Source organism: Corallococcus sp. EGB, assembly GCF_019968905.1.
GTDB lineage: Bacteria > Myxococcota > Myxococcia > Myxococcales > Myxococcaceae > Corallococcus.
Genome location: NZ_CP079946.1, coordinates 3,944,471 through 3,957,278 on the forward strand (window position 1 = coordinate 3,944,471; position 12,808 = coordinate 3,957,278).

The window sequence follows — 12,808 nt, forward strand, 5'->3', positions numbered from 1 at the left end:
TCCCGGTTTCCCCGCGGGGCAAGCCTTCCGTCGCACGTGCGGGCCGGCGGCATCGCGCGTGGCTTCATGCCGCTCGGGCATACCTCCTTCAGGGGAGAGGCAAGGCGGAGGAGGTGCGCTAATGAATGAATTCAGGCGCGAACCTGCCAGGGCGGCCATGTGAAGGGTTGCGCGCCAACCCTTGTTCCCCGACGTGCCGTGCAAGGAGTGCCGATGTCCGCCAGGAAATCATCGAGCTTGATCCATGCGATGCAGTCCAAAGGTACGCACCACTTCATTGAGCGGACGTACCGGGAAGGAGGGCAGTTCCAATGGGTTCGAGAGACGCTGGTGAATGCCATGGAGGCCGGAGCCACCCGCGTCGAGTACACGATTGAATGGCAGGCCGTCGAACGCCGAGGCGTCTACCGGCGCGTCATCGCCGACAATGGCAAGGGCATGCGCCGCGACGAGCTCGTCGAGTTCTTCAACACCTTCGGTGGAGGCGGCAAGCCGATTGGCGGCGTGACGGAGAACTTCGGCGTCGGCTCGAAGACGTCGTTGCTGCCGTGGAACCGCTACGGGATGGTGGTCGTGTCCTGGGTTGACGGTGAGCCCTCCATGGTCTGGCTCAAGCAGGATCCGGACACAGGCGAATACGGCCTGAAGTACTGGGAACTCCCTGCGGAGGACGAGGATGACAGCGGTCGCATCGAAACGGTGTGCTACCCGTTCAACGATGAAGAGCATGGCTGTGACTGGGAGGCCATCAAGCCGGAGTGGCTCGAGAACCATGGAACCGTCATTGTCCTCCTTGGAAATTCACCGACGGAAGACACGGTGTTGGGCGATCCAGGCCGGGATGAGAAGACCGTCCATGGAATCCCGAAGTACCTCAACCACCGCTTCTGGGAGATTCCAGAAACCGTCTCCGTCTCCGTGGATGTCCTCCAGAGTGACGCCAAGGAGAACTGGCCGCGCAACTTCCAGGATTCGCGTCCTCGAGGCCTCCATCCAACGATTGTTCGCAAGGTCCACGGCGCCAGACATTGGATTGTTTTCAAACGGGGGCACGACGGAGGAGCGCTGTCGGATTCGGGCTCCCTCACGCTCAGCGACGGAACCCACGCGGATTGGTTCCTGTGGTCCGGCGAGCGCCCCAACATCCACGGCTATGCCGCGCAGACCGGCTACATCGCGGCGCTCTATCGCAACGAGCTTTACAACTACCAGACCCACCACTCGGTCTACCGGTCACTGGGCGTGAGCGCCACGCAGGTCCGGCAGCGGCTCTGGATTGTGTTCCGGCCGCCGGAGCTCGACGCAGAGGGCCGCGCCGGTGTCTTCCCCACCACCGACCGGAACTCCTTGAAGATGCGGGGCGGGCCGGGCTCGAACGACGACCTGCCGTTGAACGAGTGGGCCATCGAGTTCGCGGACAGGATGCCGGAGCCCATCCGGAAGGCGCTCGCGGAGGCGCGGACGGGCGAGGCCCGCAGCATCGAGGACGAAGCCTGGCGGGAACGCCTGATTGAACGCTTCGGGGCCCGCTGGAAGATGACCCGGCTCTCGGCCAAGAAGGAAGGCTCCGAGAACGTGAGCCCCGTCCAGAAGGGCGGACAGCTGGCGCTGCCTGGAACGCCGAGTGCCTCACGGCGCCCGCGCCCGGAGACCACCTCGCCTCGAAGAGGCGCGAGAGGCCCGGACAACCTCGGCGCCATGTCCGGGCCCGTGTCCGCCCGGAGCGCCCGCGTCGGCGGCGGTCTGCCGCACTGTCGACGGGTGAAGAAGGACGTAATGGAGAAGCCGGGCTACCTCGCGGTCTGGCAGCCCCGCGACCCCGAGTGCCCCAACGGGGTCGTGCTCCTGAACGTGGAGCACCCCGTCCTGCTGAAGCAGATCGCGCACCATCAGGCGCAGTATCCGGATCACTTCGCGAGTGACGTGGAGACGGAGGTGCTCGGCGTCTACGAGGAGGTCGCCATCGCGAAGATCGCGCACTCGGAGTTCCTGCGCTCCATCCTCCCTTCGCCGGAAGTGGACGGGGAGCTGCGCTCGCCCCACGCGCTGACGCTGGCCTTGCTGGGGCTCGTGTCGGAGGACTTCGTGATCAACAACCGGCTCAGCAAGAAGCTCGGCAAGGCGCGCCCGGCCACGTAAGGCCAGGTCCAAGGTGTCGGAGAGTCGACGCGCCTCCAACCGGGGCCGGGCGGCTCCCTGCCACCCCATTGGTATTCCGCCAATGGATTGGAGGAAGTGCTGACCGGGTGGCGGGCCGGGTGGTAGAGACCGCCACATGACTCAGAGCGGCACTGAAGGGGTGTCGGCCCCGGACTTCCGGGAGGCGATGTCCCGGTGGGCGAGCGGGGTGGCCGTGGTGTCCGTCCGTGACGCGGACGGGATCGCGGCGACGACGGTCAGCTCCTTCAGCTCCCTCTCCCTGACGCCTCCGCTGATTGTCCTGGCGCTGCAGCAGTCCTCCCGCACGCTCAAGCGGGTGGAGGTTGCCCGTCGCTTCAGTGTGAGCGTGCTGTCCACCACCCAACGCGACGTGTCCGTCCAATGCGCGAAGGGAGAGGCCGAAGGCCGGGTGTTCGACGAAGAGGCCTTCGTGCAGGACAGCCTGGTGGGTCTGGCGTGCGCTCTGTTGGATGTGCACCGTTACGGCGATCACCTGTTGCTGGTGGGCCGCGTGGAGCGCATCCAGCGGGGAGTGGACGGAGAACCGCTGCTCTACTGGAACCGGGCGTATCGCGCGCTGACGGCGCATCCGGAGCCAGGGCCCGCCCCGAAGTAGCGAACGTAGACGAACCTCACTGTATCCAGAAAGGACGCACCCGATGCCCTTCACGCTGCCCGAGCTCCCCTACAAGAAGGACGCGCTGGCCCCGCACATGAGCGCGGAGACGCTGGAGTACCACCACGACAAGCACCACGCGACGTACGTGAACAAGCTGAACGAGCTGACCGCCGGCAAGCCCGAGGCCAGCAAGTCGCTGGAGGAGGTCATCCTCAGCAGCGACGGTCCCGTGTTCAACAACGCGGCCCAGGTGTGGAACCACACGTTCTTCTGGAACTGCATGAAGCCGGCCGGCGGCGGCAAGCCGACGGGTGAGCTGGCGGACGCCATCAACCGCGACTTCGGCTCCTTCGACGAGTTCAAGAAGCAGTTCTCCGACGCCGCCGCCACGCAGTTCGGCTCCGGTTGGGCCTGGCTGGTGAAGGATGGCAACAAGCTGGCCGTCATGAAGACGTCCAACGCGGACCTGCCGATGAAGCACGGCAAGAAGGCGCTGCTCACCATCGACGTGTGGGAGCACGCCTATTACATCGACTACCGCAACGCGCGCCCCAAGTTCATCGAGACCTTCCTCAACAGCCTCGTGAACTGGGACTTCGTGGCCCAGAACTTCAAGAACCCCTGATGTGAAGCGGTGAAGTCACGGGAACCGCGCGGCCCGGCTCGGCACGGTCCGGAGCGGCGCGGTTCTCGGATGCGGTCAGTGAGGCTCGCACCAGTCGATGCGGCGCTTCTGGCCCTGGGCGTAGCAGGCCTCTTCCTACGCCGGCGTCGTCGCGCTGTGCATGCACGCAACCTTGCTGTCGATACAGTTCGCACAAGGACCTGCCGCCAGCGCCATCTTGAGCTTCATCACGACCTCCGGTTGGGGTCGGACCGCAATGGCAATCCAACACTGTCAGTGTGATGAAGGCCGGCTCCCGTCAATCCCTCCACAAGAAACAGTCGGGATGGAGGGTTTGTCTTCAGGGGACGACTCGCAGGCGGAGACGGCGGCGGCGAGCCGGGACAGGACGCGCGTGGGCTTTCCTCGGTGAGGCAAGGACGGGGCCTTTCGACGCCCTGACACCGGCCGGGAAAATCCTTGCAGCGAAAGTTCAGCGGGCCGGACCGAGCAGCCGCGCCAGGCTGAGGTCCACCTGGCTCAAGACCCGCGCGGCGATGCTGTCCACCGATGCGGCGCTGACCCCCAGGCGTTCGCAGAGCTGCCGCGTCGTGGCCTCCGCCACCTGTTCCCGTGTGCGGCTGAGCCAGCGCGACACGGTGGACATGGGCACGCGGTAGAGCGCCGCGATGGCCTCCAGGGACAGCGCCTCCACGTGGGGGCGAGCGATCCACCCCGGACACGAACGCGCCAACGTCGCGGAGGTAGTGGTCCTCGAAGCACTGGAGCGCGGCGTGGTCGTGCCGCAGACATCCGAAGGTCAGGTACAGCTCCAGGAGGGCAGGGGAGGCCCCGCTCAGGACGTCCAGGAGCGTGGAGGGGGACGTCAGCCGCTCCGCGACAAAGGCCGCGAAGGCGGAAGGGTCCAGCTCCAGCCCGGGCCAGTGCAACCGGGCGCGGTCCACCGCCGAGGCGAGCAGGGCCTCCAGTCGAGCGGGCTCCGGAAGCGAACCCGGGGCACAGCCAGAGGCCGCGAGGAAGGCGGAGGCCAGCGGTGTGGGAAGGGAGGACACGCCTGGAACGCTACCACCCGTTCACCATCGTCGGCGGAGCCCACGTTGCTGGTGACCCCCATCTGTTCCGCGGGCAAGAATGCCGGCGCGGTTCACCTTCCAGAGGAAACGGCCATGCGCGTCATCAACTTCAATCCCGGCCCCGCGGGCCTCCCCACAACAGCGCTGGAGCGAGCCCGGGACGAGCTGCTCGACTTCCAGGGCACCGGGATGTCGATCATCGAGCACAGCCACCGGGGCAAGGCCTTCGAGGCGGTCCACAACGAGGCCATTGGCCTGGTCAGGGAGCTGCTCGCCGTTCCGGACACCCATGAGGTCCTCTTCCTCCAGGGCGGCGCCTCGCAGCAGTTCGCGCAGGTGCCCATGAACTTCCTCACCCGGGACGCCTCCGCGGACTACGTGGTGACGGGAGGCTGGAGCGAGAAGGCGGTGGACGAGGCGCGCTACTACGGCACGCCGCGCATCGCCGCGAACACGATGGACAAGGACAAGCGCTTCACGCGCGTGCCCACGCAGGCGGAACTCCAGCTCGATCCGAAGGCCGCCTACGTCCACATGACGAGCAACAACACGCTCTTCGGGACGCAATGGCACACGTTCCCGGACGTGGGGCAGGTGCCGCTGGTGGCGGACATGAGCTCTGACATCCTGTGGAAGCCCATTGACGTCAGGCGCTTCGCGCTCATCTACGCGGGAGCGCAGAAGAACATCGGGCCGTCAGGCATTGTCCTGGTGCTGGTGGACAAGGCGTTCATGGCGAAGGGCCGGAAGGACATCCCGAAGATCTTCCGCTACACGACCTACGCGGAGAACAACTCGCTCTACAACACGCCCCCGACCTTCTCCATCTACCTGTGCCGCAACGTGCTCGCGTGGATCAAGGGCGTGGGCGGCCTGAAGCAGGTGGAGGCCTGGAACCGCGAGAAGGGCGATTTGCTGTACTCGGCCATCGACCGCAACGCGGGCTTCTACCGGGCCCCGGTGGAGAAGGCGTCACGCTCGTACATGAACGTCGTCTTCCGCCTGCGTGACGAAAAGCTGGAAGAGGCCTTCGTGGCCGAAGGCGCCAAGGCTGGCATGGTGGGAATGAAGGGCCACCGCATCACGGGCGGCATCCGCGTGTCGCTGTACAATGCGGTGACCGTGGACCACGTGAAGACGCTGGTGTCCTTCATGGACGACTTCGCGAAGCGGAACGGGTAGCTCCAGCGTCCTCCCAGGCAGGCCGGGGCGATCACCAGCGCCCCGGCCTTGAATCACGGCGGCTCTGACGGAAAGAGGGGGGACGACGCGTGGAGTCCTTCGAATGGCTCGCGAATGTCCTCGCCCGAATCGACAGCTTGCCGGAGCGGACACATGGACTCTAGGTCCAGGGGAAGCCTCCGCTGAGCGTGCGGACCCGCACGATTGTTCTGGAGCGGGATTTCTACTCGGACGAGCTCCCTGAGTTCGCACGCATGCACGGGTTGAGCGAGACGCTCTCCATCTCTGCCGCACAACAAATCGTCTCGAACGCCCGGCTCCAAAAGGCGAAGGCCACTCCGGCGGAGTTCGTGGCGGCCTTCAACTTCTACTGGGATAACGATGCGTTCATCAATCTGGAGTGAATGGCGGATTCAATCGGCTTCTGGCTCGTTGACGCGAGTGTCCTGCCGTTCGCATCAGGCTGCCGGATTCGAGTTCGTGGAGACAACCCTGCTGGTCGATATGCATAACTCCGGCGTGCAGCGGCTGTCTTTCAAGGCACAGCTCAACACTGCGACCTCGACCACCACGATCTACAGGAGTCCGCCGTGACCGCCGAGGAGATGACACGCATCATTGACACCCTTTACGCGCACAGGGCTCCGGCGCTTCCTGCGCATGCCCTCGCCGAGATCTTTAACAGGATGCTCTGGTGTCTGGACGACGAGGGCGCTGCACTGCTCCAGGTCGGAGAGGACTGGCTTTCGTCAGATGATCGCGGCCGGGTGGCGATCGCTCTCGCCATGGATGAGACGTTCCCGTTCAATGATTCGAAGAAAATGGATGAGGTTCTGAGCTGGATTTCGTCCAAGTGGCCCGACCTGTCCGCAAGGTGCCAGAGGATCCGAGAAATGCGAGCGGCCAGCGAGTCCGGTGACTCGTAGCCACAACCTTCACCTTCCACCACACCCCGCTGCTCCGAGGGAGCTGCAGTTCCAAAGATTCTTCTTCGTTACCGCCCCGAGCCTGCTGCATCCGCTTCCCAGGGGCATCTGCCACTGACTCGCAGCAGGCTGCCAGACCCATGCGAGGGAATGACACTCACGGAAGATGACAGTTGGGAGTCAGTTCCCACTGGAGGGGGCGGAATCGTGTGGGTCGAGGCGGGATACTTCGCCCCATGACGCCAGGTAAAGAGTTGCAGCATCACCCCGGGGCCTCCGGGGCGGCGCGGCGGGGGCGTGCGGGAGTCGCGCGGCTCGCCTTCGAGCGGGTCGGCGCCCGCACCGTGGTGCGCAGCGCGCTCGCACACAGTCCCTTGCGGCTGCTCACGCCGCGCAACCACGGACACGCCGCCTGGGTCTACACGAGCTCGCTGGGTGGCGGACTCGTGGATGGTGACCACCTCTCCCTGGACATGGACGTGGCCGGGGGCGCCGCCGCGCTGCTGTCCAGTCAGGGCGCCCACCGCGTCTACCGCTCGCCCCACGGCTGCCGCAGCGACCTGTCGGCGCGCGTGGGGGCGGGGGCGTTCCTCGCGCTCGTGCCAGACCCCACCATGTGCTTCGCTGGAGCCCGGTACACGCAGCACCAGGAGATCCACCTCGCCCCGGACGCCTCGCTCGTCGTGATGGACCTGGTCGTCGCCGGCCGCAGCGCCAACGGGGAGCGTTGGGCCTTCACCCGGTACGCCTCCACCCTGCACGTCCACCGGGAGGGCAGGGCCCTGGTGGACGAGCGCTGGCTCCTGGACCCCGCCCATGGGGCGCTTCCCGAGCGGCTGGGCCGCTTCGACGCGCTCGGCACCGTCCTGCTGGTGGGACCTGCTCTGGCCTCGGCCCGTGAGGCGCTGGCGGCGCGCATTGGCGCGATGCCCCTCTCCCCGCGCGCGGGGCAGGTCTGCTCCGCCAGTCCCCTGGGCGCGGAGGGGCTGCTGGTGCGGGCCGCGTCCACCTCGGCGGAAGGTCTGCTGAGGACGGCCCGCGAATGGCTGTCATTTCTTACCCCGCTGCTGGGAGACGACCCCTGGACGCGGCGGGCATGAGTGTTCAGTACTGACAGGAGATGCCCCCGAGGTCAGTGGTTATGTTTGGAATTGTTCGTAGCGCTGCCGGTGACGTCCCCTGGAAACGCTCCATGGGCTTCCCGCTCGCTGCGTCTGGCCAATCCCGTGTAGCTCGGGCGCCGGCCCGTCAGGTGCCTGCCTGGGGCCACCCGGAGTCTGAACATGCACCTCTCGCCGAGAGAGATTGACAAGCTCTTGCTGCACGGCGCTGGCTTCCTGGCCCAGAAACGACTGGCGCGAGGAGTTCGGCTCAACTACCCGGAGACGGTGGCATTGATTGCCACCCAGCTCCTGGAGTTCATCCGCGACGGCCGCGGCGTCGCCGAGCTGATGGACCTGGGGCGGAAGCTCCTGGGGCGCGCCCAGGTGATGGAGGGCGTGCCGGAGATGGTGGTGGAGGTGCAGGTGGAAGGCACCTTCCCGGACGGCACGAAGCTGGTGACAGTGCACCACCCCGTCGAGGCCGAGCACGGGGACCTGTCCCTGGCGCTCCACGGCAGCTTCCTGCCGGTGCCGCCGCTGGAGCGCTTCGCGCGCTCGCCGCAGGACGAGGTGAAGCCGGGCGAGCTGTGGGTGAAGCCGGGCGAGGTGCTGCTCAATGAGGGCCGCGACGCCGTCACCCTGGAGGTGACGAACCGGGGCGACCGTCCCATCCAGGTGGGCAGCCACTACCCGTTCTTCGAGACGAACCGGGCGCTCGTGTTCAACCGCGCGAAGGCGTACGGGCGCCGGTTGGACATCCCCGCGGGCACGGCGGTGCGCTTCGAGCCCGGCGAGAAGAAGACGGTGTCCCTGGTGTCCATTGCCGGAGCGCGGGTGGTGTGGGGCGGCAACGCCTTGGGCAACGGCCCGGTGACGCCGGAGAACGAGCAGCGGGCGCTTGCCGAGGTGGCCGCGCGGGGCTTCGGTCACGAGGAGGGCGCATGAGCCGGAAGCTGGATCGCCGTCACTACGCGGACATGTTCGGTCCCACCACGGGAGACCGCGTGCGCCTGGGCGACACGGGCCTGGTGGCCGAGGTGGAGAAGGACCTGACCGTCTACGGAGACGAGTGCAAGTTCGGTGGCGGCAAGGTGCTGCGCGACGGCATGGGCCAGAAGGCAGGCGTGGGGGACGCCGAGGCGCTGGACGTCGTCATCACCAACGCGCTCATCCTCGACTGGACGGGCATCTACAAGGCGGACATCGGCATCAAGTCCGGGCGCATCATCGGCATTGGCAAGGCGGGCAACCCGGACGTCATGGCCGGGGTGACGCCGGGCATGGTGGTGGGCGTCACGACGGAGGTCATCGCCGGCGAGGGACACATCGTCACCGCGGGCGGCCTGGACACGCATATCCATTTCATCTGCCCGCAGCAGGCGGACGAGGCCATCGCCAGCGGAGTCACCACCTGGGTGGGCGGTGGCACGGGACCGGCCACCGGCACCAAGGCCACCACCTGCACGTCGGGCGCGTGGAACATCCGGCGCATGCTGCAGGCCACGGACAGCCTGCCGCTCAACATCGGCCTCACCGGCAAGGGCAACACCTCGCGCCCGGAGGGGCTGCTGGAGCAGATCGCCGCCGGGGCCGTCGGCCTGAAACTGCACGAGGACTGGGGCACCACGCCGGCCGCCATCGACACCTGCCTGACGGTGGCCGACGGCGAGGATGTGCAGGTCACCATCCACACGGACACGCTGAACGAGTCCGGCTACGTGGACGACTCGCTGGCGGCGTTCAAGGGCCGCACCATCCACACGTATCATTCGGAGGGCGCGGGCGGAGGGCACGCCCCGGACATCATCCGCGTGTGCGGCGCGCCCAACGTGCTGCCCAGCTCGACGAACCCTACGCGCCCGTACACCGTCAACACGCTGGATGAGCACCTGGACATGCTCATGGTGTGTCACCACCTGGACCGGGAGATCCCCGAGGACGTGGCCTTCGCGGAGAGCCGCATCCGGGGCAGCACCATCGCGGCGGAGGACATCCTCCATGACCTGGGGGCCATCAGCATGATGTCCTCGGACAGCCAGGCCATGGGGCGCGTGGGCGAGGTCATCACCCGCACGTGGCAGACGGCGCACAAGATGCGCGACCAGCGCGGGCGCCTGCGCGAGGAGCGCGGGGACAACGACAACCTCCGCATCCGCCGCTACGTGGCCAAGTACACCATCAACCCGGCCATCGCCCACGGACTGGCACACGAGGTCGGCTCGGTGGAGGTGGGGAAGCTGGCGGACCTGGTGCTGTGGCGGCCGGCGTTCTTCGGCATGCGTCCGGAGCTGGTGGTGAAGGGCGGCCTCATCGCCTGGGCGCAGATGGGCGACGCCAATGGATCCATCCCCACGCCGCAGCCGTACTACATGCGGCCGATGTTCGGGGCGCGGGGGCGAGCCCTGGGGGCCACGAGCATCACCTTCGTGTCGGGGCGCGCGCTGGCGGACGGGCTGGTGCGGGAGATGGGCCTGACCAAGCAGCTCTCCGCGGTGCGCCGGTGCCGGGGCATTGGCAAGCGCGACATGAAGCTGAACGACGCCTTGCCCGAGCTCACGGTGGATCCGGAGTCGTATGAGGTCCGCGCGGACGGGGAGCTGCTCGTGTGCGAGCCCGCCGCCCGGCTGCCGCTGGCGCAGCTCTACTCGCTCTTCTGAGGGACGGCCATGGGCTTGGCGTGGAGGGTGCTGCAGCTGGGCGACTCGGCGTTCCCCACCGGGGGCTTCGCGCACTCGGGCGGGTTGGAGGCGGCGGTGCAGCAGGGCGAGGTGCGCGAGCGCGAGGGGCTGGCGCGCTTCGCTCGGGAGCTGCTCTGGCAGACGGGGCACGGGGCGCTCCCGCTGCTGGGGGCGGCCTGGCGTGAGCCCGCCACGCTGGAGGCGCTGGACGCGCGCGCGGAGTCCTTCCTCACCAACCACGTGGCCAACCGGGCCAGCCGCACGCAGGGGCGTGCCTTCCTGGACACGTGCGCCCGCATCTTCCCCGGGCAGGTGGGGCCCCTGCGGGAGAAGGCGCGGGCGGCGGGGCTGCGCTTCCACCACGCGCCCCTCTTCGGCGCGGTGCTGCGCGCGCTGGAGGTCGAGCTGTCCGACGCGCAGCAGCTCCTGCTCTCCCTGACGCTGAGGGGAGCGCTGTCCGCGGCGGTGCGAATCGGCATCGTGGGGACGCACGAGTCGCACCAGTTGCAGCACCAGTGCGCGCCGTTGCTCGACGAGGTGCTGGAGGCGTGTGCCGGGCTGGGGCCGGAGTCGCTGGCCCAGACGGCGCCGCTGCTGGACCTCTTCGGCGCGACGCACGACCGGCTCTACTCGAGGCTCTTTCTCTCCTGAGGTGAACCATGCACGACGACCATCGCGGCCACGGCCATGACGACGACAACCACACCCATGAGGAGTGGGATCATCCGGGGCACTACCACGAGCGGGAGGTGCCACGGACGCGCGACTACTCCGCGAGGGCCTTCACCATCGGCATTGGCGGGCCGGTGGGGAGCGGGAAGACGGCCCTGGTGCTGGCGCTGTGCAAGGCGCTGCGCGACACGTACCGGCTGGGCGTGGTGACGAACGACATCTTCACGAAGGAGGACGCGGAGTTCCTCACCCGGAACAAGGCGCTCGCGCCCGAGCGCATCAAGGCGGTGGAGACGGGCGGGTGCCCGCACGCGGCCATCCGCGAGGACATCAGCCACAACCTGCTGGCGCTCGAGAACCTGATGGAGGAACTCAAGCCGGAGCTCCTCATCGTGGAGAGCGGGGGCGACAACCTGGCGGCGCAGTACAGCCGGGAGCTGGCGGACTACACGGTCTACGTCATCGACGTGGCGGGCGGGGACAAGGTGCCGCGCAAGGGCGGGCCGGGGATTACCCAGTCGGACCTGCTCATCATCAACAAGACGGACCTGGCTCCGCACGTGGGCGCGGACCTGGGCGTCATGGACCGCGACGCGAAGAAGATGCGAGGCGACGGCCCGTTCGTCTTCACGCAGGTGACGAAGGGCGTGGGGCTGCAGGAGGTCATCGACCACCTGCTCGCAGCGTGGCGCAAGGCCACGGGCGCCAAGCTCCGGAGCTGAAGGTTCAGCGACGCAGCGGGAGGTGCTCCTCCGGACTCGTGACCTTGGGGAGCGGGACGGCCCGGAACACCGGGCTGGCGTGCTGCAGGGCGAGGAAGACGAGCGTGGCGAGACAGAAGGGGAGCGTCAGCGCGGGAAGTCCCAGCGGGCCGAACAGCGCCGCGAGTCCGGCATAGAGCCCGGTCGCGGCAGCGGCGCCCACGACGCCATAGAGGGCGGTCTTCCAGTCCCACACGAGGAAGACGCCCGCCAGGGCCTCGGCGGCCACCATGGCGTTGTAGCCCCACAGCCCGTGGTAGGCGTCGTGCCCATCGCCGCCGAGCAGCATGCCCACGATGAGTCCCACCACCGAGCCCACGAGCGCGAAGAGGGCTCCGATGCGGGACCACACGAGGAGGCCGAGCAGGATGAGCACGCCGGCCAGGGGAACATCGGCGAAGACGATCTGCCCGACGCCGCGGAGCACGGCCTCGAGCAGGGCTCCCACCTGGCTGCCAGCGACGCCGGAGGCGCCCTCGCGCAGGGCGGTGTTGATGGGCCCCTCCACGTGCCGGACGAGCATCGGGCTGTGGTGGAGATGGGTGGTCGTGAAGCTGACGAGGAGGCATGGCAGGGTGACGAGGTTGAAGGGCAGCGTCAGGGGCGGCAGGTGGAGCTGGTCCACCAGGACGAGCGAGACGGCGACCATGACGAGGGTGCTCATGGCCGAGGCGACGACGGCGTAGAGGAGGAGGCTCGGGCTCCACGCCGGAAGGAGGAACGTCGCCAGGGCACCGCCGACGAGCGCGCCGTTGTATCCATACAGGCCCGCGCGAATGCGGGAGCGGTCGAGTCGCAGGAGGTGGGCGGTCGCGGTGGAGGCGACCACGCCGACCAGGGTGGCGACGCCGAGCCAGGCAGAGGCGGCGAAGATGCCGCAGAGGATGAGCAGGCCGCTCACCGGGTTGTTCGCGAAGAGGATTTGGCCAACGCCTCGCAGGCAGGAGTCGATGAAGGCGAGCAAGGTACTGCGGTCCGCACGCTCGCCAAAGCGTGGCATCACGCCATT

13 protein-coding genes are annotated in these 12,808 nt (G+C 67.7%); 11 read left to right on the plus strand and 2 right to left on the minus strand.

Annotated elements, in window-relative coordinates; genetic code table 11:
* Nucleotides 1-249 precede the first annotated feature (249 nt).
* From KYK13_RS16620 to KYK13_RS16630, 3 genes are all read left to right on the plus strand, one after another.
* Nucleotides 250-2,139 carry a hypothetical protein gene (locus KYK13_RS16620; protein ID WP_223645490.1) on the plus strand — a complete coding sequence of 630 codons (1,890 nt, stop codon included), beginning with the start codon at nucleotides 250-252 and terminating at the stop codon, nucleotides 2,137-2,139.
* A 136-nt stretch (nucleotides 2,140-2,275) separates the two neighbouring features.
* Nucleotides 2,276-2,776, plus strand: coding sequence for a flavin reductase family protein (locus KYK13_RS16625; RefSeq protein ID WP_223645491.1), 501 nt, complete (start codon nucleotides 2,276-2,278; stop codon nucleotides 2,774-2,776).
* Between the two features lie 43 nt (nucleotides 2,777-2,819).
* Nucleotides 2,820-3,404, plus strand: coding sequence for a superoxide dismutase (locus tag KYK13_RS16630; protein WP_223645492.1), 585 nt, complete (start codon nucleotides 2,820-2,822; stop codon nucleotides 3,402-3,404).
* Nucleotides 3,405-3,876: 472 nt separating this feature from the next.
* Here KYK13_RS16630 and KYK13_RS16635 read toward each other — a convergent pair whose 3' ends face one another.
* Complete coding sequence (locus tag KYK13_RS16635) at nucleotides 3,877-4,098, minus strand: hypothetical protein (protein WP_223645493.1); 222 nt, start codon at nucleotides 4,096-4,098, stop codon at nucleotides 3,877-3,879.
* A gap of 472 nt (nucleotides 4,099-4,570) precedes the next feature.
* Here KYK13_RS16635 and serC point away from each other — a divergent pair, with 472 nt between their 5' ends.
* The 8 genes from serC (at nucleotide 4,571) to ureG (ending at nucleotide 11,760) form a co-directional block, all read left to right on the plus strand.
* Nucleotides 4,571-5,659 (plus strand): 3-phosphoserine/phosphohydroxythreonine transaminase, encoded by a 1,089-nt coding sequence (gene serC, locus KYK13_RS16640; RefSeq protein ID WP_223645494.1) that lies wholly within the window; start codon nucleotides 4,571-4,573, stop codon nucleotides 5,657-5,659.
* 188 nt (nucleotides 5,660-5,847) lie between these two features.
* Nucleotides 5,848-6,063, plus strand: a complete 216-nt coding sequence (locus tag KYK13_RS16645) for a hypothetical protein (RefSeq protein ID WP_223645495.1) — start codon at nucleotides 5,848-5,850, stop codon at nucleotides 6,061-6,063.
* 186 nt (nucleotides 6,064-6,249) lie between these two features.
* Complete coding sequence (locus KYK13_RS16650) at nucleotides 6,250-6,585, plus strand: hypothetical protein (protein WP_223645496.1); 336 nt, start codon at nucleotides 6,250-6,252, stop codon at nucleotides 6,583-6,585.
* A gap of 236 nt (nucleotides 6,586-6,821) precedes the next feature.
* Nucleotides 6,822-7,685, plus strand: coding sequence for an urease accessory protein UreD (locus KYK13_RS16655; protein WP_223645497.1), 864 nt, complete (start codon nucleotides 6,822-6,824; stop codon nucleotides 7,683-7,685).
* A gap of 183 nt (nucleotides 7,686-7,868) precedes the next feature.
* Nucleotides 7,869-8,633: an urease subunit gamma gene (ureA, locus tag KYK13_RS16660; RefSeq protein WP_223645498.1), complete on the plus strand. Its 765-nt coding sequence runs from the start codon at nucleotides 7,869-7,871 to the stop codon at nucleotides 8,631-8,633.
* The gene (gene ureC / locus KYK13_RS16665) at nucleotides 8,630-10,345 is read left to right on the plus strand and encodes an urease subunit alpha (RefSeq protein ID WP_223645499.1); all 1,716 of its coding nucleotides are present in this window, start codon (nucleotides 8,630-8,632) and stop codon (nucleotides 10,343-10,345) included. Before ureA ends, ureC begins: the two co-directional genes overlap by 4 nt.
* A gap of 9 nt (nucleotides 10,346-10,354) precedes the next feature.
* Nucleotides 10,355-11,017, plus strand: a complete 663-nt coding sequence (locus tag KYK13_RS16670; protein WP_223645500.1) for an urease accessory protein UreF — start codon at nucleotides 10,355-10,357, stop codon at nucleotides 11,015-11,017.
* A gap of 8 nt (nucleotides 11,018-11,025) precedes the next feature.
* Nucleotides 11,026-11,760 (plus strand): urease accessory protein UreG, encoded by a 735-nt coding sequence (gene ureG / locus KYK13_RS16675; protein ID WP_223645501.1) that lies wholly within the window; start codon nucleotides 11,026-11,028, stop codon nucleotides 11,758-11,760.
* A 4-nt stretch (nucleotides 11,761-11,764) separates the two neighbouring features.
* On the opposite strand, the gene KYK13_RS16680 is transcribed toward ureG, so the two are convergent.
* Complete coding sequence (locus KYK13_RS16680; protein WP_223645503.1) at nucleotides 11,765-12,799, minus strand: urea transporter; 1,035 nt, start codon at nucleotides 12,797-12,799, stop codon at nucleotides 11,765-11,767.
* Nucleotides 12,800-12,808 lie beyond the last annotated feature (9 nt).

Coding starts and splice junctions, on each gene's coding strand:
- KYK13_RS16630 (WP_223645492.1), top strand. CDS start 2,820: ATGCCCTTCACGCTGCCCGAGCTCCCCTACAAGAAGGACGCGCTGGCC.
- serC (WP_223645494.1), top strand. CDS start 4,571: ATGCGCGTCATCAACTTCAATCCCGGCCCCGCGGGCCTCCCCACAACA.
- KYK13_RS16680 (WP_223645503.1), bottom strand. CDS start 12,799: ATGCCACGCTTTGGCGAGCGTGCGGACCGCAGTACCTTGCTCGCCTTC.
- KYK13_RS16625 (WP_223645491.1), top strand. CDS start 2,276: ATGACTCAGAGCGGCACTGAAGGGGTGTCGGCCCCGGACTTCCGGGAG.
- ureC (WP_223645499.1), top strand. CDS start 8,630: ATGAGCCGGAAGCTGGATCGCCGTCACTACGCGGACATGTTCGGTCCC.
- ureA (WP_223645498.1), top strand. CDS start 7,869: ATGCACCTCTCGCCGAGAGAGATTGACAAGCTCTTGCTGCACGGCGCT.
- KYK13_RS16620 (WP_223645490.1), top strand. CDS start 250: ATGCAGTCCAAAGGTACGCACCACTTCATTGAGCGGACGTACCGGGAA.
- ureG (WP_223645501.1), top strand. CDS start 11,026: ATGCACGACGACCATCGCGGCCACGGCCATGACGACGACAACCACACC.
- KYK13_RS16670 (WP_223645500.1), top strand. CDS start 10,355: ATGGGCTTGGCGTGGAGGGTGCTGCAGCTGGGCGACTCGGCGTTCCCC.
- KYK13_RS16655 (WP_223645497.1), top strand. CDS start 6,822: ATGACGCCAGGTAAAGAGTTGCAGCATCACCCCGGGGCCTCCGGGGCG.